The organism is Calothrix anomala FACHB-343, assembly GCF_014696435.1.
In the GTDB taxonomy this organism is placed as follows: domain Bacteria; phylum Cyanobacteriota; class Cyanobacteriia; order Cyanobacteriales; family Nostocaceae; genus Aulosira; species Aulosira anomala_A.
In genome coordinates, this window is record NZ_JACJQG010000096.1 from 1 (window position 1) to 21560 (window position 21560).

Annotated in this window: 23 protein-coding genes and 1 pseudogene; 18 read left to right on the plus strand and 6 right to left on the minus strand. The window is 37.9% G+C overall.

The genetic code is table 11. From position 1 onward, the window contains the following. Positions 1-82 precede the first annotated feature (82 nt). The gene (locus H6G08_RS33695) at positions 83-457 is read right to left on the minus strand and encodes a hypothetical protein (protein WP_190551169.1); all 375 of its coding nucleotides are present in this window, start codon (positions 455-457) and stop codon (positions 83-85) included. Between the two features lie 530 nt (positions 458-987). Here H6G08_RS33695 and H6G08_RS33700 point away from each other — a divergent pair. Next, positions 988-1893, plus strand: a complete 906-nt coding sequence (locus H6G08_RS33700; RefSeq protein WP_190551171.1) for an immunity 49 family protein — start codon at positions 988-990, stop codon at positions 1891-1893. Between the two features lie 660 nt (positions 1894-2553). Continuing rightward, complete coding sequence (locus H6G08_RS33705; RefSeq protein ID WP_190551173.1) at positions 2554-3402, plus strand: HEAT repeat domain-containing protein; 849 nt, start codon at positions 2554-2556, stop codon at positions 3400-3402. 523 nt (positions 3403-3925) lie between these two features. On the opposite strand, the gene H6G08_RS33710 is transcribed toward H6G08_RS33705, so the two are convergent. Further along, positions 3926-4648 (minus strand): class I SAM-dependent methyltransferase, encoded by a 723-nt coding sequence (locus H6G08_RS33710; protein ID WP_242046388.1) that lies wholly within the window; start codon positions 4646-4648, stop codon positions 3926-3928. A gap of 601 nt (positions 4649-5249) precedes the next feature. Between H6G08_RS33710 and H6G08_RS33715 the strand changes: the two genes are divergently transcribed. From H6G08_RS33715 to H6G08_RS33740, 6 genes are all read left to right on the plus strand, one after another. Then, positions 5250-5669 carry an Mpo1-like protein gene (locus H6G08_RS33715; RefSeq protein WP_190551177.1) on the plus strand — a complete coding sequence of 140 codons (420 nt, stop codon included), beginning with the start codon at positions 5250-5252 and terminating at the stop codon, positions 5667-5669. Positions 5670-5855: 186 nt separating this feature from the next. Beyond that, a complete protein-coding gene (locus tag H6G08_RS33720) occupies positions 5856-6851 on the plus strand; it encodes a Rieske 2Fe-2S domain-containing protein (RefSeq protein WP_190551179.1) in 996 nt (331 codons plus the stop codon). A 511-nt stretch (positions 6852-7362) separates the two neighbouring features. Beyond that, positions 7363-8103, plus strand: a complete 741-nt coding sequence (locus H6G08_RS33725) for a hypothetical protein (protein ID WP_190551181.1) — start codon at positions 7363-7365, stop codon at positions 8101-8103. A gap of 5 nt (positions 8104-8108) precedes the next feature. Further along, the gene (locus H6G08_RS33730) at positions 8109-9113 is read left to right on the plus strand and encodes an aromatic ring-hydroxylating dioxygenase subunit alpha (RefSeq protein ID WP_190551183.1); all 1005 of its coding nucleotides are present in this window, start codon (positions 8109-8111) and stop codon (positions 9111-9113) included. A gap of 101 nt (positions 9114-9214) precedes the next feature. Beyond that, entirely contained in the window at positions 9215-10114 is a 900-nt protein-coding gene (locus H6G08_RS33735; protein WP_190551185.1) for a ferritin-like domain-containing protein, read from the plus strand. Between the two features lie 255 nt (positions 10115-10369). Continuing rightward, entirely contained in the window at positions 10370-10639 is a 270-nt protein-coding gene (locus H6G08_RS33740) for a DUF7219 family protein (RefSeq protein WP_190551187.1), read from the plus strand. A 9-nt stretch (positions 10640-10648) separates the two neighbouring features. Here H6G08_RS33740 and H6G08_RS33745 read toward each other — a convergent pair. After that, a pseudogene (locus H6G08_RS33745) lies at positions 10649-11242 on the minus strand (alpha/beta hydrolase); the annotation flags it as partial. Between the two features lie 101 nt (positions 11243-11343). Here H6G08_RS33745 and H6G08_RS33750 point away from each other — a divergent pair. Continuing rightward, positions 11344-12621, plus strand: a complete 1278-nt coding sequence (locus H6G08_RS33750; RefSeq protein ID WP_190551189.1) for a tyrosine-type recombinase/integrase — start codon at positions 11344-11346, stop codon at positions 12619-12621. 119 nt (positions 12622-12740) lie between these two features. On the opposite strand, the gene H6G08_RS33755 is transcribed toward H6G08_RS33750, so the two are convergent. Next, complete coding sequence (locus H6G08_RS33755) at positions 12741-13118, minus strand: hypothetical protein (RefSeq protein ID WP_190551191.1); 378 nt, start codon at positions 13116-13118, stop codon at positions 12741-12743. Positions 13119-13247: 129 nt separating this feature from the next. On the opposite strand from H6G08_RS33755, the gene H6G08_RS33760 reads away from it, so the two are divergent. The 3 genes from H6G08_RS33760 (at position 13248) to H6G08_RS33770 (ending at position 14632) form a co-directional block, all read left to right on the plus strand. Further along, positions 13248-13442, plus strand: coding sequence for a hypothetical protein (locus H6G08_RS33760; protein ID WP_190551193.1), 195 nt, complete (start codon positions 13248-13250; stop codon positions 13440-13442). A 541-nt stretch (positions 13443-13983) separates the two neighbouring features. After that, positions 13984-14472, plus strand: a complete 489-nt coding sequence (locus tag H6G08_RS33765; RefSeq protein ID WP_190551195.1) for a DNA-binding protein — start codon at positions 13984-13986, stop codon at positions 14470-14472. A gap of 19 nt (positions 14473-14491) precedes the next feature. Next, positions 14492-14632, plus strand: a complete 141-nt coding sequence (locus tag H6G08_RS33770; protein ID WP_190551197.1) for a hypothetical protein — start codon at positions 14492-14494, stop codon at positions 14630-14632. A gap of 185 nt (positions 14633-14817) precedes the next feature. Here the strand turns inward: H6G08_RS33770 and H6G08_RS33775 are convergent, their stop codons facing one another. Continuing rightward, entirely contained in the window at positions 14818-15240 is a 423-nt protein-coding gene (locus tag H6G08_RS33775) for a hypothetical protein (protein WP_190551199.1), read from the minus strand. Between the two features lie 472 nt (positions 15241-15712). After that, positions 15713-15874 carry a hypothetical protein gene (locus tag H6G08_RS33780; protein ID WP_242046389.1) on the minus strand — a complete coding sequence of 54 codons (162 nt, stop codon included), beginning with the start codon at positions 15872-15874 and terminating at the stop codon, positions 15713-15715. Positions 15875-16258: 384 nt separating this feature from the next. Between H6G08_RS33780 and H6G08_RS33785 the strand changes: the two genes are divergently transcribed. The 6 genes from H6G08_RS33785 (at position 16259) to H6G08_RS33810 (ending at position 21496) form a co-directional block, all read left to right on the plus strand. Then, positions 16259-17467 (plus strand): P-aminobenzoate N-oxygenase AurF, encoded by a 1209-nt coding sequence (locus H6G08_RS33785; protein ID WP_190551201.1) that lies wholly within the window; start codon positions 16259-16261, stop codon positions 17465-17467. A 158-nt stretch (positions 17468-17625) separates the two neighbouring features. Further along, a complete protein-coding gene (locus tag H6G08_RS33790) occupies positions 17626-17817 on the plus strand; it encodes a hypothetical protein (protein ID WP_096647469.1) in 192 nt (63 codons plus the stop codon). 367 nt (positions 17818-18184) lie between these two features. Then, positions 18185-18475, plus strand: coding sequence for a 2Fe-2S iron-sulfur cluster-binding protein (locus H6G08_RS33795; RefSeq protein ID WP_190551202.1), 291 nt, complete (start codon positions 18185-18187; stop codon positions 18473-18475). Between the two features lie 66 nt (positions 18476-18541). Beyond that, positions 18542-19564: an aromatic ring-hydroxylating dioxygenase subunit alpha gene (locus H6G08_RS33800; RefSeq protein ID WP_190551205.1), complete on the plus strand. Its 1023-nt coding sequence runs from the start codon at positions 18542-18544 to the stop codon at positions 19562-19564. Between the two features lie 126 nt (positions 19565-19690). After that, positions 19691-20428: a glutathione S-transferase family protein gene (locus H6G08_RS33805; protein WP_190551207.1), complete on the plus strand. Its 738-nt coding sequence runs from the start codon at positions 19691-19693 to the stop codon at positions 20426-20428. A gap of 321 nt (positions 20429-20749) precedes the next feature. After that, positions 20750-21496 (plus strand): sterol desaturase family protein, encoded by a 747-nt coding sequence (locus tag H6G08_RS33810; protein WP_190551208.1) that lies wholly within the window; start codon positions 20750-20752, stop codon positions 21494-21496. The last annotated feature ends 64 nt before the right edge of the window (positions 21497-21560 follow it).

The window sequence follows — 21560 nt, forward strand, 5'->3', positions numbered from 1 at the left end:
TCCCTGCTCCCCTGCCCCCTGCCCCCTGCCCCCTGCCCCCCTGCCTACAAAGTGATAGTATATTTTTGTAGTTAAAAGCCCATTAACTCCTAACCTCAACCGACTTTTGACGGCTCGGACGTTTGCGAGCAGATTTCTTCTTCAACCCTACAGCTTGCGCCTGATCGCTATCTGAACCATATTGCCCCTTTACAGCTTCTTTCATTGCTAAAATTGCATTGTGAAATTCCCATTCTGCTAACCTCGCAGCATCCAAAGCCGCACGGTATACAGCGAATCTTTCAGTCTCCGCTTGTTGCTGCGCCAACATTGCTTGATAAGCGTTCTGGAGATTTGCAATAGAAGCATCAGCACGGGTTGTATCATAGGTAGTAACGGTTTGCAATCCACGCAAAGACTTCACATCTTGACTAATAATTTGAGGACTTAAACGGCGTCTTGTGTTTTGGATAGCCATAGAAAACACGTAGTAATGGTATGTATTTAATATGCCCATTAACGCCTCAAAAAATAGCACTAAGGCGATGTTTTTGGATAAACTAAGCCTAAATTAACAGTTCACTGCTTTTTTAGGCGTTACATTAACAATGTAAGGCGTTACATTAACAATGTAAGGCGTTACATTAACAATGTAAGGCGTTACATTAACAATGTAAGTCGATACATTAACAATGTAAGGCGTTACATTAACAATGTAAGGCGTTACATTAACAATGTAAGTCGATACATTAACAATGTAAGGCGTTACATTAACAATGTAAGTCGATGGCATGGGAGCTATAGCAACCCTAAATGCATTATAAATACTTATCTTCCTTGTCCTCCTTCCCTTCCCTTCCCTTCCCTTCCCCCTTGTGTTTGCATCTCAAATCGGATTGCTATAAATGATGCAGATACCTTGGTAGGGTAAGTAAGTCGGTGGAAAAAAACCAAACTATGTTACGAAACGTAAACTGGCTTGAAACCCTTACCAATGACAAATGACAAATGACAAATGACAGCCCTCGCCAGTTATGTTTAATTGCACCGCCCTACTTAGATACATTGAAAAAAATCGAGCGACATCAAACTTTAGATAAAAAAGATGCGGCTCAGATTTTGAGCTACATTGAAAACGATCTTTTACCTTTGATGCTGGAAAGATTTGCACAGAAGCCTCATTCTATGTTGGGAGCTTCTTTAGGACATTTACTCAATGCTGTTAATTGTGCCGTATTGCTAGAGCGATCGCCACCAGAAATCTGGCACTATCTAGAATTATTCAAAACAGTGGCGGTTTGCCATTTTCGCTTTGGTTCGGGAGCTGCACCCTTTACAGCCACTATCAATGGTACTACATTGCATTTTGTCCCAGAAGCCCATTCAGAGTATATGTATCTAGACAACTGGGTGACTGCTACTGATGTTTGCATTCTACTAGGCGATCGCGAAAGTTTGAGTTTTTTAACGACACTGACAGAAGATGACTTTAGTAATGATAATTATACCAAACAGGAAAATCACTTTAACAGAGAATATTATCAATTTATCCGCACCTTTCTGAATAATCAGCAAAACAGCGAGAATTTTTTAACCGCCGCCATAGCCGCCGCCATTCAGCCCCAGGATAATCCCTTGCGTACCAAGTTTGTGAACCTAATTTGCTATCCACAATTGCGGTTATTGCAGGAGTTGATAGCTGGAGATGTACAGGCATTTAACGAACAGCTATATTTAGCATTAACTGCTCACCAACAATTTTGGACTCAAGAAACTCATATTTATAATCCTAAAGGCTGGATTTCTCTAAAATTACTTGCAACTTGTGCGATCGCAGTTGAATCACAGAATTTCACAATTGAGGTTAAATCTGATTATATTCCCCCGTTTTTAGCAAATTGTAGGCGCTGCTAACCCACACCTGTCAACTTAAGCTCAAAACCTTTATCTATCTCGTTTCCAGCCTCCGGCTAGAAATGCATATTCGTGGGCTGCTGCCTCGAAAATTGATAAATTGAGGCAGCAGCCTCAGGATCATCGCTCCCACGCAGAGCATGGGAGCCAGTTACTAAATTTCCTGAAAATCTTGAGTCTACTTCAGTAGACTTGGACTATTAGCCTTGGAATTCATTCCAAGGCGGGCGACAAAGCTAAGACAGAGGCTATTTTTAACTTAAGTTGACACCAATGGGCAGTGCCAGTGCCCCTACAATTAACGATCGCTACAATTATCCTTAACTGAACTGTATTGTGGCATAGCTTTGTTGACAACAGTTTTCACCTATTTAAACCATATCTGTCGTAGGGGCACGGCACCGACAATCTTTTTGTACATACAATAATTTTACTGGTGCCGTGCCCCTACAGCGTGGTCTACCACTTCTTTCAATATACAAGGGTGTGTTGTCGCGCAGCGCAACCCACCAAAGCCCAGAATAAGGTGCGTTACTGAGAATCGTCTAAATGGTAGATTAGAGAAGCGATCGCAATATTTATACAGCTTCAGCAACAATTTTCGCCTTTAATCAGTCAACTTCCTGCATGGACGCTGATTTTTCATCATAGCTAAAATCTGTGTGTAACACCTACCAATTGATTCAAGCCTTACACCATCCTAATTCTCATGTGCGTAGAACTGCCGCATATACATTAGGAAAAATCAAAGATAGCCAAGCAGTAGCACCATTAATTCAAGCTTTGCAAGATCCTAATTTTTGGGTGCGTTGCAGTGCAGCAGCAGCATTAGGAAAAATTCAAGATAGCCAAGCGGTAGTACCATTAATTCAAGCTTTGCAAGATGCTGATTCTGATGTGCGTAGATATGCCGCACAAGCATTAGGAGAAATCAAAGATAGCCAAGCAGTCACACCATTAATTCAAACTTTGCAAGATGCTGATTTTTGGGTGCGTAGCAGAGCCGCAGCAGCATTAGGAAAAATTCAAGATAGCCAAGCCATAGTACCATTAATTCAAGCTTTGTACGATCCTGAATATTGGATACGTGACTTTGCTGCAAAAGCATTAGGAAACTTTCAAGGCAGCCAAGTGCTAACATTATTAATTGAAGCCTTGAATGCCCAAGATTCTGATGTGCGTAGCAGAGCCGCAGATATATTAGGAAATATCAAAGATAGTCAGGCGGTAGCAGCATTAATTCTAGCTTTACAAGATACTAACGATAAAGTGCGTAACAGTGCCGCAGCAGCATTAGGAAAAATCCAAGATAGCCAAGCAGTAACAGCATTAACTCAAGCTTTGCAAGATGCTGATGCTGATGTGCGTTTTAGTGCTGTTTATGCATTAAGAGAAATTAAAGATAGTCAAGCAGTAGCAGCATTAATTCAAGCGTTGCAACATCCTGATTTTGATGTACGTAGAATTGCCGCAAAAACATTAGAAGAAATCAAAGCTAGCAAGCAGTAACATTAATTATTCTCCCAGGTGAGAAATGCGATCGCATATCTTATATCAAATTTGGCAACAGAATGTCACAAATTCGTAGGGGCGGGGTTTCTCCCATACGTGTCAACTTAAGGCAAAATCCTTATGCTAACTGGCTCCCATGCTCTGCGTGGGAGCAATTATTTGTGGGCTGCCGCCTCAATTTATCAGAAGACGAGGCAGCAGCCCACGAATACGCATTTCCAGCCTCCGGCTGGAAACGAGATAACACAATGCCACAAATTCGTAGGGGCGGGGTTTCCCCGCCTTAGGGAGCATCCCAATTTTGACGCAATACCCTAGAAGGGTATTGCTATACCAACAAAGCCTGCCTTCGCAGGCTATCAAACTTTTAGCCTGCGAAGGCAGGCTTCGTATTTGTAGCCCCACCCTTATAGGGTGAGGGCGTTTTTGCACATTTGGGATGCTCCCCCGCCTTAATTATGGGTTAAGTAAATTAATGATTGCCATGTATTGTGATGTGAAATACTTTGCCAATCTCAAATTAACTTTTCCGGAACATAATTGACATTTCCGTATGCAAACTTAACCAATAACCAAAAATTGCATAAAACAGAAACTTGTGAGATAACAAAGCAGTTTTTAATTGCAATGGTTGAAACACCACATTAATAGTACCATCTAACAAACGTTGATACTGATTCCAAGCACGAGTATTTAAACCAAACCAAGGTGTATCATGAAAAGCCCTATCAAAAAAATCCACAAATTCCCAACCTTGATTTTTCCCCAAAAATTCAACTACATTGCGAGTATAAATATGTAGATGATAGGGAACGTGAACTGCATTATAAAAATCGGAAATGTGCGGTTGAGAAAGGTCTAAATTAGCCGCATTAGGTGTGCCAATGAGAATATAACCACCAGGCGCAAGTAAAGAATTTAATTCCGCTAATAAAACGCTGGGATTTTCCACATGTTCAATTACATCTTGCAGCAAAATGTAATCAAACGGCGCTTTTTCTAAAACAGTAGCATCGCCAAAGTTTTCTTTGGATGCATAGGGATCGTAACCATAAGCACGGACAAAATTTCTTTGTTGTAAATAATTGACAAACAAACCCGTACCACAACCATAATCTAGAAATGAATGATGTTGAGAAAACCCATGTTTTGCTAGCTGTTGATGCAGGTTTTTATAGAGAATTTTTAACGGCCATGTAATTACAGCTTGCGTAAAAGGATACTTGGCATAGTAATGGCTCAAATCTACTACATCTAAACAATGAATAGTTTGGCATTTTGGACATCGCCATACTTGAAATTTTTCTTCCCGAAATGCTCTGACATTACAGAAAAAAGTTGCAAATGCTGAATTGTCTTTTTCGTCTACACAATAATCACAAATTGAGCATTGAAGCCGTTTTTGTATGCTCTTTGTTGAATCTAATGAAGCGACATTCGTTTGACTTAGCAGAGAGAGATGGGAATTATCACCAATCATCTTTTAACCCCATTCACTTGGTGAAAAGCAAATCTTCTCTAGTATAGGTTAACCCCCAAATTGCTCAGTTAAGAGTTATGAATTGAATCTCATAATTCTTGTACTGAAATTATTTATTACATAATAAATCCTATTTTGTTACAACTTTAAAAGATGCGTAGGTTGGGTTGAGGAACGAAACCCAACACTCTAAACCCAACACTCTTAAGTCTTGTACTTCCCGTAGGGTAACCCAACAATCCAAAGTCGTGTAATTGTTGGGTTTCACTCCGTTCAACCCAACCTACATTCTAGAATTATGAATTACTTTTCTGAAACAAAATTATTAAAATATAGTTGATGAGTATTTTTCAATCATTTATTTATGGCTAAAATAAACAATCGTCCTCAACAAAACTTAAAAAATAAAATCAATAATCAAATTCAAGAGCATCCGTTTACAGATTATTGGGATATTTTTGTGCTTAAACATCAACATCCCATAAATATTGCTCTCCATATTCTTGGTATCTTCTTCTTTTACAGCTTACTCTTTACTACTTGGCAGATGCAAAACTTTTGGTTACTCTTAGCCTTACCCCTAACGCAGTTAATAGGCTTAACCGGACATTTTTTATTTGAGCGTAGCCATATAGATTTACAAGATGCTGTATTTTCTTGGCGAGCTTCTTATTGTTTAGGTAAAATGCTCATCAGGGTAATAACGGGAAAATATCAAAATGATATTCGCCAACGTCAAGAAATATTAAGCAATTATCAATTGACTAATACCAATTTAAAATAAAAATGCAATTAATAACTTTCAAAAAAATACAGCGTATTTCAGGTAAATGAGATACGCGCTTTGGGGCATGGCAGTGCCAATGCCCCTACAATAAACAATTATTTGTACCTCACGAACTTGCAATTCTCTGTATACCTAAAAAACTCTGCTTACCTTGGCGTTTAAACACAAATAAATGGTCTAACTATGCAAATATTTAATAATTGGAATATAGTTGCTAAAGGATGGTATATTGCCTGTCCTAGTAACGCATTATCTAACAAACAAGCCAAATCCGTAGAAATTTGTGGACAAAAAATTGCTATCTTTCGCGGTGAAGATGGAAAAGTTAGGGCTTTAGATGCTTACTGTCCCCATTTAGGAACAGACTTAGGAATTGGACATGTTGAAGGTAATTTAATTCGTTGCGCGTTTCATCATTGGACATTTGATGAAACAGGAATCTGTCAAAATATTCCTTGTCAATCAGCAATTCCCCAACAGGCGAAAGTACAAGCTTACGCAACAGAAGAAAAGTATGGTTTTATTTGGATTTATCCCGAAGCTAAAGCACCTGAAAACGTAGCTGATTTTGATGAATTAAAAGATAAAGAAATTATTGCCCAAGCTGATACAGCATTTGAAAGAAGCTGTCATCATCATATTTGTATGATGAATGGAATTGACGCCCAACATTTAAAAACAATTCATCATTTAGATATCAAAATGGATTTGTCCCTACATCGTAGTCAATTAGGTACACAAATAGACTTTACAATGCAGGGACAATTTCCGCAAACGACATGGCGAGAAAGGTTAGGTAAAAAATTTCTCGGTTCTAATTATGAATATTCCATGCGCTATGCAGATGGGTGTATCGGTTTATTAACCATGATGAAACAAGTTAAGCTGTTTCCACCATTGCACATGTTATATGCATATACGCCAATTGCACCAGGAAAAACGCGGATTCAACCAATTTATGTGACTGCAAAACGTCGCGGAATTGGGGGATATTTGCTAAGTCTGTTTTTGTTGTTGTGTACTCGCTGGGCGTATTACATGCTTCGAGATGAGGATGGTAAGATTTACGACAATATTCGCTTTCAGCCTAAGTTACTTTTGAGCATCGATCGCCCATTAGCTCAGTATATCGAATATGTGAATCAGCTAGAACCCTCTCGTTGGTCAGTTAGGGACTAGAGGCTAGGGGTTAGGGTATTGAATGTGCGATCGCAACATCATACCCAATTAAACCAAAAATTAAACCCGTAGGGGCGGGGAAACCCCGCCCTTGCGAACAATCCCCATATCAAAATCAATAATTAAATTAGTATCACCCGATGCGATCGCATTTCTCATTACAGCTATTTTCAGGTAAATAGACCACGCTGTAGGGGCACGGCACCAGTAAAATTATTGCATGTACCAAAAGATTGTCGGTGCCGTGCCCCTACGACAGATGTGGTTTAAATAGGTGAAAACTGCTGTAACATAAATAATACCAATTTGAAAAAAGAATGCGACAGATACACAACCTCAACGCCTTGTTCTGTCTGGATTCTTAATTTTGAATTTTGAATTTTGAATTTTGAATTTTGAATTGGTATAACCATTTTTAAATCTGTCACATTCAACCGTAATCACAGCAATTTGCCCGATAGATTGTTAATGAAGAACATCCCCCTAATCGATTTTAGGTAAAATCCACATAATGAAAAGCTGGCTGGTTCCGGTTCAAAAGCTGCAAATGAGCGATCGCATAGCCATGTATGCATTGCTGAAAAATCATTTTCAAGGCGTTACCTGGCAAGGGTTTGAGGCTGATTTAGCGCGGAAAAACTGGGTATTGTTGTTAAGAGAAGAGATTACCAACAGTCTCAAAGGTTTTTCTACGCTCATGTTACAGTCTACAACGCTTGCTGGAGAGAAAATTACTGTAGTCTATTCCGGCGATACCATTGTCGATCCTAGTGCTTGGTCAAGTACAACTTTACCCCGCACCTGGATTGCGGCGGTAAATTTTCTCCGCGAATACTATACAGAAAATAAACTATACTGGCTGTTAATTTGCTCTGGTTTCCGTACCTATCGCTTTCTTCCCACATTTTGGCAAGAATTTTACCCCCGCTATGATATCCCCACCCCTAGCGATGTGAGCAATTTTATGTCAACTTTGGCACAAGAATATTATGGCGATACATACGATGAAGCAACTGGTATCATTCGCTTTCAAAATCCCCAAATTCTGCGGGAAGGGTTAATTGAAATCCCCCCAGGAAGACAAACTAATCCCCACGTTCAATATTTTGAGCAAATCAATCCCGGCTATCGTCAAGGCGATGAATTAGTGTGTTTAACAGAAATTCGCTATGACAATCTTACCCGTGCTGGGCAACGGATGTGGCATTCGGAATCATTGTTAGAATTTTTCTCAGAATCTGCACTGATTTAACTTTTATGCATACTACCAGCCCACAGTTAATCTTTAATAATCCGCAACAATTTGTGCAAGGATGGTATTGGGCATTGCCATCCAAAAAATTAAAAGTTGGCAAAGTCAAAGCTGTAACCTTACTGGGTAGAAAACTAGCAATTTATCGCGGAAACAGTGGACAAGTAAAAGCGGTAGATGCCCATTGTCCTCATATGGGCGCACATTTAGCGGAAGGTAAAGTAGAAGGTGAGGGAATTCGTTGCTTTTTCCATAACTGGAAATACGATGAACGAGGAATCTGTGTAGATGTTCCTTCTTTAGAAAAACCCTTACCTGTATGTATCAAAACCTGGTCAACAGCCGAGAAATACGGGATGATTTGGGTATGGGTAGGAGAAGATTCGCCAACTGCGCTACCTTTTGTCCCAGAATTAGAGAATATAGATTGTGACTATATATTAGGAACGCGATTTAGCAAAAATTGTCATCCTAACGTGTTATTGATTAATGCAATTGATGCTCATCACTTTAATACTGTACACAATCTGCCTTTAGAAATTGTCTTTGATGCTCAAGATTTTCACTCTCATGCTATTACCTTTAGTAACACAACTAGAGGTGGTGATGATTCTTTATTAATTCGCCTAATTCGTCCTTTATATCAAAAGGAAGTTACCTATAGCATGTGTTATTGGTATGGTAGTACAGGAACTGTGACATTAGGCCCAGATTTCCTCCATTTCTACATTATTTTTGCTTTAAGAATGTTAGAAGATGGCAAAACTGAAGGACAAACAATTTTAGTCACTCCCAAGCGACGGGGATTTTTCGGCTGGGTTATTAATCGCTTATTGCTGTGGTTAACGCAGCAGGTTGGTAACTACTTTGCTAAAGGCGATACCCAAGTATTTCAAACCATTCAATTTGATTTAAAAACACCCACCAAAGCAGATATTTCAATTCTGCAATTCATTCAGCACGTTAATCAACAAAAAGCTTTAACTTGGCGAACTTGGGAAAATAATTAGTCAATAGTCAATAGTCAATAGTCAACAGTCAACCGTCAACAGTCAACCGTCAACCGTCAACCGTCAACAGTCCCCCTTCCCATCTGCCTTATCATATAAATATGAACAACATTGCTGGACTTGATTTACCACACTTAAATACTGACGATAGATTGCGACGGATATTAACAGCCGCGTTACCCAATCACAGCGATAATTCTGCACAGCCATCCTTAGATTATTGGGATGCAAAATTTTTTAATTTACATCAAGTACAAATCTTTCAACAAGCAACTGTATCTGAACAATCGGCAATACTTCAGCTTACTAACCGCAGCATTTTTTTAGAATCTTATTTCATTGAAAAAGCTGGCGTTGGTTATATGGCAAAAATGGTATTGTTAGCGGAAACAGTTGAAGAGAGAATGCTATATGCATTATTTACAGCTGATGAAGCTACTCACCTCAGCCAAATCGTTAATTTTTTACCAGAACTTGAAGCGAGTCACAGCAAAGATCCCTTTGTGAATTTACTCGCAGAAGTTGTTGAAAGTGCAGATAAAGCAGTATTGTTGTTTGTGCTGCAAGTGGTTTTAGAAGGATGGGGTTTAAGCCATTATCGCCGTTTGGCGAAAGAATGCCATCATCCTCAATTAAAAGAACTATTCGCCAGTTTTCTCCAAGCAGAATCTCGCCATCACGGTACGGGAACAATGCTATTTAATCGCTATCCTGTATCTGCATCGACTCAAGCAGCAGCAATTGATATCTTAGCCTGCTTTCTCTCTATGATACAGGTAGGGCCGCAAAGTGTGTTATCTGCGATTGAACAGGTAAAAGGAGATTTGACGCGATCGCAAAAAATTCAAATCATGACAGAATTGGATACACAAACCCACAGTGGTACTAGATTAGAGATATTGCGATCGCTTATGCATGGTAAATCAGCTGAGGCAATCGTTCAAGCTTTAGACGAACGCGGTGCATTTACAGCACTCCCAGCTTATCAATGCGTATTTTAATCAACGCAATTGCGATCCTGTAATATCTCCAAAATATGCGATTTATCAGTAAAACATGGCAATGGCATATCCCCGGAAGCCTCTAGCTTAACAAATCTTTGCCTTACTCATCTGGAAAGCGGTTAACTTAACTTGATGATAAATATAGTAAGTTTCGCAAAAGTTCACACTGCTGTCAAATCAACATCAATCATGATTCATATCAGTCAAATATGATGATTCTGACTTCAGTTTATGAGAGTAAAGGTACAACCTATGAATGAATCTCACCGCATTATCAAAAATAACTTTCTTTATCCCCGCCATCGTTACTATGGTAAAATCACGCCGGAAAATTTAGTATTTAATGCAAATCTCCAAGAATTTTCCCAAAGAGTTAGTTACATTTCTTGTTTAGAAACCAACGGTAAACTTTCACCCGATGAAGCTTATCAGGAGATTAAAAAAGTTTGGAAGCAATTAAAAAAATCTAAAAGAGAATTAGGAATTACCGCCAATATCAACGATGATGACAACATTTACTAATCTGGCTTTCTAATTACCATTGGTTAATATGAAAGCCAAGTCAGCCGCACGAGATAAATGTGGACAATGTCCTCCAGGAAGTTCTATTGCATCTACCCCCAAACGCTTAGGTGCAGCATAACGTGACCATACAGGCGAAATTATTTTATCATCAGTACAAAGAATATATTTACATTCGACATTCGGTAAACACTTTAGAGGATTGGATTCAAAAATATATGCTAAAGATTGCTGTATACGTCTTTTGGAAATTGCCCATTCCATCACATCCAGTTGACAATCATTATAAAAAATTTCCTTTAATACTGCGGCATCTGTAAAATCTCTACCCACAGAAACCGGATTAAACATATCAGGTTCACCAGCAATTTCTGCGACTTGACTTAAATCTTTTGGCGCGTAGTTTAAAGCTTTGCGGCTATCAGCATCAAGAGTATGAGCAAATTGATCGATAGTACTAATTCCTGGGTAGGGAATCAACGCCGCTAGAAATACTAATTGACGTACTTTACGCGCTTCTGCAACCAAGGGAATAATAGTACCAGCCATAGAATGACCTACTAGTACAATATCATCATCAGTTTTTGGCAATGCTTGAATTACTACATCAGCAAATTGTGATAAATATACACAAGAATCAGAAAAACTAGTATTCTAGAGTTGTTCACTATCTAAATTTGATAGAATTACTAGAGGATTACTAGATGTACTCCAAACAACCTAATAGCAAGGCTTCCACCCAGTTAGCTCACGTGAAAATAGGAATTGACAAGGGAACACTACGGTTACAGTTCTCAAGCAAAATAAGCAAGCAGTTCTATAACAAGAAGCAATTCTATAAAGGACTAGGTAGGAGTGATACGCCAGACAATCGGCAATGGGCTGAGGGAATAGCTAGGAGAATACAAGAGGATATTGATTATCAGAACGGCGCGAACTTCGATCCATCCCTAGCTAAGTACTTGGATATCAAACCAGTGTTAGCTACAGTCACTCAGTTACCAACTGCAAAGCCATTGCCTAAGCTAGGGGAACTGTGGGAAGAGTTCGCTAACTGGAAACTAAGCACAGGCGATATAGAACAGACAACTTACAAGAATGTGTATTTACGCACATACACAAACTTACTAAAGGCTTATCGAGATAAGCCTTTAAACAGTGAAACGGTTAACGAAATGACCAAAAATTTTTTAGCCAAACAAAAAAACAGGACTAACATAAAAAGTCTGCTTGGCATCTTAAGTGAAATGTGTCAACGCGCTATTAATCAAAAACTACTCACTGAAGATTATTTTGCTGAGGTTAAAGATACTTACAAAACACCTAAAAAATCAAAACAATTATCAGAAGTAGAGGATTACAAGTCATACACGTTAGAAGAGAGAGATTTAATTATCGAACACATGAGAAGTCATAAAAGAAACACGGTGTCTCATATGGCTGATTTAGTTGAGTTCCTATTCCTTACTGGTTGCAGACATGGTGAAGCTTTTGCCTTGAAGTGGAAAAATATCGACTTCGATAGAGGTTGGATAATTTTTAAAGAATCCTATGACTCATCAACAAAAATTACTAAGGGAACGAAAACAGATGTAGATAGATTATTCAAAATGCAAGGCATGAATAGGCTGATTAATTTACTCAAAAGATTGTATGGCGACGGAAAAGAATCGAGTGATTTAGTATTTAAGTCTCATACCGGAAAACAGGTAAATACCAGTATTTTAGACGCATCATGGAGAGAAAGCAGTTATGTCAAAAATGGTAAAACATACAGATATCCCGGCACTGTTACAGAATTAGACAATGAAGGTAAATTGCAATATCTCAAGCCATATTCAACTAGGCATACATTTATCAGCATTCAAGCTAATAATGGCGCTGATTTAAAGCTGTTAGCCGATAGTTGTGGTAACTCGGTTGATGTCATTATTGAGTATTACTTAGACACTAATCGTAATGCTACGTTGAAAGACATCTAAATCTATTTAGCTATCAAAAACTAAAAGAGAGTAGAAATACTCTCTTTTTTTATGTCTCTAGAACTGTTTTCTAGATTTGTTAAACAAATTTGTTTAACAAATTTCTACATAACCTCTCCCTACTCACTCAGAAGCTTATAAGCCTTCTCAAGTAAAATATGCGCCGTACCTAGTCTGATTAATTTCTCTTGGTCTATTCCGTCTTGCCCTTCTAATCTCCTGTCATCATCCAGAGAAAAATTAACTAGTCCCTTCTGTTCATCGGTAGGTGTATTCATCTGCTCAATTATCTTAGCTAAAGCTTCGATGCTAGCTAATCCAGGTGATTTTAAACCTTTACCTTGTCTGAACTGATTGATAGCTGTCTGGCAGAATGTCATCAGATAGATGATTCTATTTTTACTAAGTGTCGAGTTGACATTCTGCATCTGATAGCGACGGCACAAGTTACGCAACTTCCTATCGCTCAATGCTTCTAATTCTTCCCTTGTAAACATAAAATGGTACTGTCCATTTTCTAATAGTGGATTTGGTAGGTAAGAAGTTTTCCAGACACATTACCTACCAATTAAAAAGCCTATTCGATTGAAACCAATCGATTCAAGCCTTAGTTATATTTCTCAACAATGCCCAATCCTAAAGGAACACCCGAAAATTTAGAACCAGGAACAAGGAAAGGTCAGGAACCATTTACCGACCAACTTAGTTTTCGCGTGACTAGGGACATGAAGGAAGCAGTTAAAGCACAAGACGACCCTGCTCAGTTCTGTAGGGATGCAATACAAGAGAAACTGGACAGAAACAAGCCATCAGAAGGCTAGCTAGACCGTTGTAGACGTTTCCAGCGTAAAGGTTTACACCTTCCGGACTTAGACGGCAACAGTTAAACTTTTAGCAACTGGAGAGTCACCAAATAATAATGGTAGTTTTTACCATAAGCTCACCCACAAACTGTATTAACTGTGTGTAGTACAGTACAGTACACTTACTCAAGTAGAAATATTCATAAAAAAGCTAATTAAGAGCAAATAAGGCTTAATAAAGCAATAAAAAATTATTTAACACAGATTAAATCAAAATTAAGCAATATTACTCAGAATAACGCTGGTTTATAGTGGTAGTTCCAGTATCATAGAAATGGAATGTACCTTACAGAATTGCTCAAGGGGAGCCTGAATAAAGGCTCCTTGTTTATTTATGGGGATATAACGAATAGGGCTAAGAGTGGCGCTTAACTGACAGATAGCTAAAGTCATGTCTAAGAACTGTATCAAAGTGTGTGTAATACAATACAATACACTAGACACCATAGTACAAGTGTATTAAAATACGTATAATACAATACACTACAGATGGAAAGACATGGAAAGGTCAAACCAAAGAGTCACAAAAGAATCAGTCTGGAAAGTTGCCGATGAGCTATTTGCAAAAGGAGTGATAGTTACTCAAGAGAAGGTTAGAAAAGAGATTGGTTATGGTTCATATAGCACTATTGGTAAGTATCTGAAGGAATGGAAAGACAGAGAAGACAATGATGTTTCGGCAAAAAATTATCCTATGCCTGACTCAATTAAAAAGTTAATTGGAGACGGAGAAATAAGCCAGTTATTCTGGAATACTTTCTGTCAAAAATATGAACTAATATCTAACGATGAAAAAGTTGTTGAATTAGAAAAAGAAATTGAATCACTTCAAGAAAGGTTAGAAATATTAAACCAAAATGCTGCTAGGTTAGACGAAGTAAGAAGACTCTATAATGAACTTCTGAATAAGTCTGAAGAGAAGCAAGCTAAAATAGACAGCTTAGAATCTGACATGAAAGAAATGTTAAATGGAATGTCCGCAAGCTAGTAAAAACAGGAATTAAAAAATGAAAGCTAAAACATTATCGCCTGAACAACTTAAGCAACTAGCAGAAATTGAAAAAGAACTAGCTGAATTAAAACGTGAAAACAAGCAACAGATATCTTTGGTAAAGGATGTATTGCTAAATAGGCTATACTGCAATTAATCCATCTGTAAGCATTAATAAAACCTCATCTAGCAAAACAAGATGAGGTTATTATTTGTTGGTTTAAATGTCTTTAATATAACTATTTAGCTATATAAGAACTGTTAGCCTTTAGCTGTATCTCTGTTAGTAATATTTGTTAAACAAATTTGTTTAACAAGTTTAGAGATAACTATTACCACGACTTACACTAGCTTTTCACTAGTTACTTTCATGGCTTGTCGCAAGTCACCTATCAGTTGACCAACGTGTTTATAACGCTCCGAAGGTTGACCACTGGCTGACTTAGCTTTTGACTCATCTACTTTTGATTGATAGCTTTCAAGGATGGATTTAATCATCTCTAATTCACTGACTATATCCTCAGCTTGTTCACCAATAGTAGGTGGTAATCTGTAAACTTGTGTCTTTACTCCATCGCCCCACTTACCAGCCCTACCAGCGCCAGTTCTTTTCCCTCCATGAGTATGCTTAACCTTGACTAGTTCATAATCTGGATTAGCTTTCACTGCACTATCGCCAGCACTCTCTAATGAGTCACTTTCTAACTGGACAAGTAGCATGTCACCACTGGTAGAGTGCTTTAACTCCACTAGGTATTTATTCATTGATTCAACGTTGTAATGTACCCTCTAAATACCTTAACTTGATTTTGTAACAGAATCAAGACGTTTGAGATAACCATCCATAGTGGCGATGTTTAGCTTGTAGAGAAACTTGTTACACAAATTTGTCTAACAAATCCAGACATAAGCTTTATATGGCTATTTAGCAGGTGATTAGAATATATTCCCCATAGCAGATAACAAATAACTAAGCGCTAGTGGCATCACTACTAAAATGCTCACAATGCTTATCTGCTAATAGCTATAAATTTGATAAACAAGTTTGTGCAACAATTTTAGCTATAACCTCATTGATTGCAAGTAAGCAGTTATTGAGTCATACGGTTTTTAATGTCAGTCAAATTAGAAAATTACTAGACGTAAAAACCAACCAGAAAACCAGTACATCAGTACCAAAACAGGTTAATTACTAGAAAGTTAAGAGAAATATCGATATAATAGGCTGAAAGTATTGTTATTGCGTATACAATGCAAATTGTGATAAACTTGCAGACGCATCTTCAATTGGTAAATCCATTGCGACTGTTTGATGTCCTTGCGCTGCTAAATGAGGAATCAATAAATCCCAACACCAAGCGCCTTGAAAAGCACCATGAACTAAACAAAAAAGACTCATAGCAATTTGAATTAAGTGTGTTTATCTTCTATTTTACATCTTGCGTTGTAGTCAAAATAATTGCAGATAGATTAAAATATAACTTAGTTAACATAAAAAATGTATCTTTGTAGGTTGGGTTGAGGAACGAAACCCAACATTTTTCTAATTTTGTTGAGTTTGACTATGTTCAACCTAACCGACGATTATCAATAAGGGACATCCAATTTTTTAAATACCCAATCAATTTGTAGTGCGAGCATCTTGCTCGCTTTTGAACACCAGCGAGCAAGATGTTTGTCCTTCGGACACGCTACGCGAACGCACTACGGAATTTGGGTAATTTATTTTTTGTAATTCCCTAAGAGGAATTTAAATTTTAATTAACAATCTCAATCATAATTTATGACTAATACTATTCAGCAATTATCAGACAACCCAACAACTTACCGCAAATTACAAATTAACCACACCCGCAACAAACAGCAGGATCATACTGCTTTAATGGATAAAGCCACAGCACAGTTTAGCTATACAGATTGTCAACATGAATATTGGAATCCCGAAGAATTTTCTCTACTGTACGCTACGCCCTTATGGGAACAATCTACCCCACATCAGCGCGTGATTTTAAATCAACTTTATTGGGTAGCATATTATTCGCAAATTGTTTCTGCTGAAATCGCCACTATCTATTTTAATCAAACCAGCGCCGCCGGACTTTACGCTCAAGAAGATTTCCGCTTAATTTGCGATACCTTAGATTTAGAATCTGCTCAAGAAAGAGCGCATATTAACTCTTTTCGCACCATCGCTAAACAAGTTGAGCAAGCATTATTTGGCGAACATATCTTTACTTACCCCATGCGCGGCCCCTTTACAGAAACGATGGTTTATGCTGATACAAACGCCCTCAAAACTTGGTGGAAAAAAATCCAACTGCAATACTTTGGTTTGATTTCTGCTAATAATACATTTTTAGCATGTCAATATTTCACAGTCCGAGGAGTGCGGACGCTAAATGGTAAATTAGTGCAGCACAAACTCAGCAATTATTATCAAAAGCATCCGCAGCAAGACACTGCGCCTATCCCGGCGAAAATTTCTTATTATCACTTTTTAGATGAAAGCTTTCATTTTAATAGTTCGACAATCATCTCACACGATATCGTTATTCAACTCCCACCCCCGACAGCATTTGAGCGCTTAGTTGCTAATTTAGGCTTACTCGGATGTCAGCGCGATCATTTTCATTTCTCCGCAGCCATTAACGGGATTTTTTGGTACGATCCGGCGCTGTATAATCAAATTTATCGCGTATTGCGATCGCCAATTTTTTCTCTGAGCGATAAAGACGCCAAAGAAATGATGCGCCGTTGCTTTACAGAAGAGTCAGAAGGCTTACATCGCAGTTTTTCCACCCATCAAGAAGCAATGGCATCTTATAAAATATATGTAGAAAAACTCAATTATCTTTGGGAACGTAACCGCGAAATGTCACTCATGGGTGCTAATTCCATTCCTAGCTATTTAGCAACTCAACAAAGAGCATTTCAACGCTTTATACAGCATCAAAGTGAAAATTCGCCAGAATTTGCAGCCATGAATAGATAATTTAAAACAAGCTCAACCTTGAATATCAGCTATTAGAAGGATTACAAACAAGCGACACAAATCTTAATCTATATATTTGCTAAAACAAAAGTCATTTACATAAATTTTATCAGAAGATATGTCAGAGGCTATAACTGGACATTAAAGAGGTAAGGATCGTGCATAAAGAATATATGGAAGTTTTAGAAACATTAATCGATCAATTGACATTATCCGCAATTCTAGAAATGTCAGAGCGTATATGCCACAAAAAAGCCGAAAATATGAGAACCCATTGGCAAGATGAAGCCGCAGCAAAGCGTTGGGAAAAAGCCGCTAGACAGATAGAACAGATAAATATTGATGTTTAATTAATTAAGCAATATATTGTAGGGTTACGGCATCAATAAAACAACCATATACACCAAAAAATTCTTTTTGCCCTATCCCTACAATATCTCTTAACTAAACCATATTAAATTATAAATAATTTCCCAACTTGTAGGGGCAAGGCAGTGCCTTGCCCTGAACCTCGCAATATGTTGAGTATTTCTTATTTAAAGGATGTTAGCAAACCATTCTTCACAAAAATTTTTAATTGTCTGAATGTTGATCGTAAATAAAAGGGTTTAAGACCCCTACATCTATACGTAGTATCATTTTCATACGGGGATTTACACCCCTTATGAAAATGTCTTTAATTTTGAATTTTGAATTTTGAATTTTGAATTGTTAAATATGTCTGAACTTTGTAAAATATCCTTTCCCGGAACTGATTACCCTCCCCTAAATCTCCAACCTCACCAAAATTTATCCGAGCATTTAACCATTCAAAATTCACCTGTATTATTTGGTTGTCGCACTGGTATTTGCGGAACTTGTTTAATTGAAGCAAGTGGTGATATTCCTCCCCCTCAACCCGATGAACAAGAAATGCTAGATACATTGGCACCGAATAATCCCCATGCTCGATTAGCTTGTCAGCTTGAACTTACAACTAATGTTGAAATTCGGAAAATAGAATCATGAATTTGAATCAAACTTTTGCATAGTTCGTCTTTTTATTATCGCTCTCAACAATCCCTACTATTCACCATGCAATTTGCAGATTTTTGGTATATTGTCGCACTTAGCGAACAGCTACAACCTAACAAGGTACTAGCACGATCGCTTTTAGGCGAGTGGCTCGCAATATTTCGTGACGAAAATGGAAAAGCTGTGGCTTTGCGCGATCGCTGTTTGCATCGCAATAGTCGTCTGTCTACTGGTAAAGTATGTCAAGGTGCTTTGCAATGTCCTTATCATGGTTGGCTATACGATCGCAATGGTAAAGTCATAGCTGTACCTGCTGAAGGCGATGATTTTCAACCTTCTTTGCAGCGTCAAGCCAAGCGTTACCCTACCAAAGAACAGGATGGATATATATATGTGCGATTAGCCGATAACCCAAGGGAAGACTTTGCACCCTTTTCTATGCCTTATTATGGACAACCAGGTTGGGAAACAGTGCGGGTAATTAATCGGTTTGCGAATAACGTCACCAATTGCGCAGAGAATTTTATTGATATTCCCCACACGGCTTTTGTGCATCCTGGCGTATTTCGTACCTCTCGCCAGCAAAAGTTAGAAATGACTGTAGAACGGGAAAATGGTGCAGTTTTAGTAGAATATCGTCACGAAACTAGTAATTTAGGCTGGTATAGCCGTTTTCTGAATCGTCAAGGTACAGAAATTAAACATTGCGATCGCTTTTACATGCCCAATATTACCTCTGTAGAATATCAAATGGGAGCGAATCGCCATTTATTTATCACCAGTCAATCTATCCCCGAAAGCGATAACTCAACTCTGGTTTACACAGATGTTACGTATAATTACGGCATATGGAATAAGTTAGCGCGTCCCTTGGTATGTTGGACAGCGCAACATATTATCAGTCAGGATATTGATATTTTAAGCACTCAAGGTGAAGTGATTGGTAAATATGGCACACACTTTGCTAATACACCTGCGGATACAATTCATGTATTTGTCGAATCAATTCGAGATGCGATCGCGCGCGGCGAAGATCCGCAATTATTACCAAATAAATCGGTAAAAGTTACCTTTTGGGTTTAATTGGCAATTCGCATCAATTCCTGATATTGAATTGGTATAATTTGTCATTGGGCAATTGACTATTGACTCTGGACTATTCATAAATATAACCTTGGGTTATTCTGTAATTTGCATAATTACAAGCTCATGATTTCCTTATACACTACACCATCTATTTGGGGTCTACCAAGTATTAGTCCGGCTTGTATGAAACTAGAAACCTGGTTTCGGATAGCAAATATTTCCTATGAAACTTTGGTGTTGACAGCGAATGATATAGAATTAGCGCCTAAAGGCAAAATGCCCTTTATTAAATATCAAGGAAAGATAATAGGCGACTCGACTTTAATTATCGAGATGTTGAAGGAGAAAGAAGGAATAGATCTCGATAAAAGTTTAACTTCTACTGAGCGAGCTATTTCTCTTGCTTTTCGGCGGATGCTGAAAGAAAATACTTACTGGGGAATGGCTTATATTCGTTACAATGTAGAAGCAAATTGGCAAATCTATCAAGAAGTATTAGCTAATATGCTCTTTGGTGATACTCCCAAAGCAGAATGGGAACCCATAGTTGCAGAATTTGGTAATAGTACTCGCGCTCAGATATATACTCAAGGAATGGGTCGTCATACTAATGAGGAAATCTGCCAAATTATCTCTGCGGACTTTCAAGCACTATCTGATTTTCTAGCAGACAAACCATTTTTTATGGGAGCAGAAGCAACAACTTTAGATGCTACTGCTTATGCTTTTATAGGTAATACAATTAAACTTCCTTTGACGCATCCAATAATTGATAATGTGCGCAAAATGGATAATCTTTGTCAGCATTATGAACGAATGACGCAGCGATTTTATAGCGATCGCCTGGTGCCAGTGCCATGAATGATTGCGCATTTGTAAGTAAAATGAACTTTGGTGAGGTAGAACATAACAAAGTAGGGTGGGCATTGCCCACCGTATTAATACAGCGTATTTTAACGTACGCGCTTTCGGGCATGGCACTGCCATGCCCCTACGGTATTTGGCTTTGATTAAAGATTAAATTATTTATAATAAAATTGTACAGCAAGTATAAATACAGCGAATTGCATGGTGAGGTACAGATAATCGTTGATTGTAGGGGCATTGGCACTGCCATGCCCCGAAGCGTATACCTCATTTACCTGAAATATGCTGTAAGAAGTAGAAATTATTTAATAAAATATGCAAAACCTAGCACAAATTATAATTTTTATTGCTTTTATAGGATTACTTGGATGGACAATTAACAATCCATTTGAGAGAGAAAAGCTACAATTAAAAAGCCGAGAAGATTGGCTAATAGATGGGATAGGATTAACGATTCAAGGTATTTTCATTCCATTGTTACAAGCTACTCTAGTCTATTGGCTATATCATTATTTACTCCCCAATCTACAAGCAATTATTCAATTATCACCAATTATTAGTTTTATTATTAGTTTTATTATCGTAGATTATTTATATTATTGGAACCATCGGTTATTGCATAGTAAATTTTTCTGGTCATTGCATCAAGTACATCATACAGTAACGCAGATGGATGTATTAGGTACTTCTCGTAATACAGCTTGGACAAGTTTTCTCATCATTTATTTATGGATACATCCTTTATTTTTATATTTATTAGCAAACCCAACAGCTTATTTACTAGGAGTTAGCCTAACTTCTGCCCTAGATTTATGGCGACATAGCCGATTAATAATTTCTCCAAATAACTGGCTATATAAATTTATCTCTTCTTGGTTAATCCTCCCCCAGGATCATGCTTGGCATCATTGCAGTGAAATTTATAATTGCAACTATGGTGCAAATTTCAAATTGTGGGATAAATTACATAATACTTATTATGAAAGCGAAGAATTACCATCTATAATCGGAATTTCCACTTCATTAACCTTGAGTCAAAAACTTTTCTTCCCTTTTTCATGAAAGAAAGGCAGCACTTCGACAAGCTCAGTTACCGGGCAGATGGCAGAAGGAAATGAAAGATATG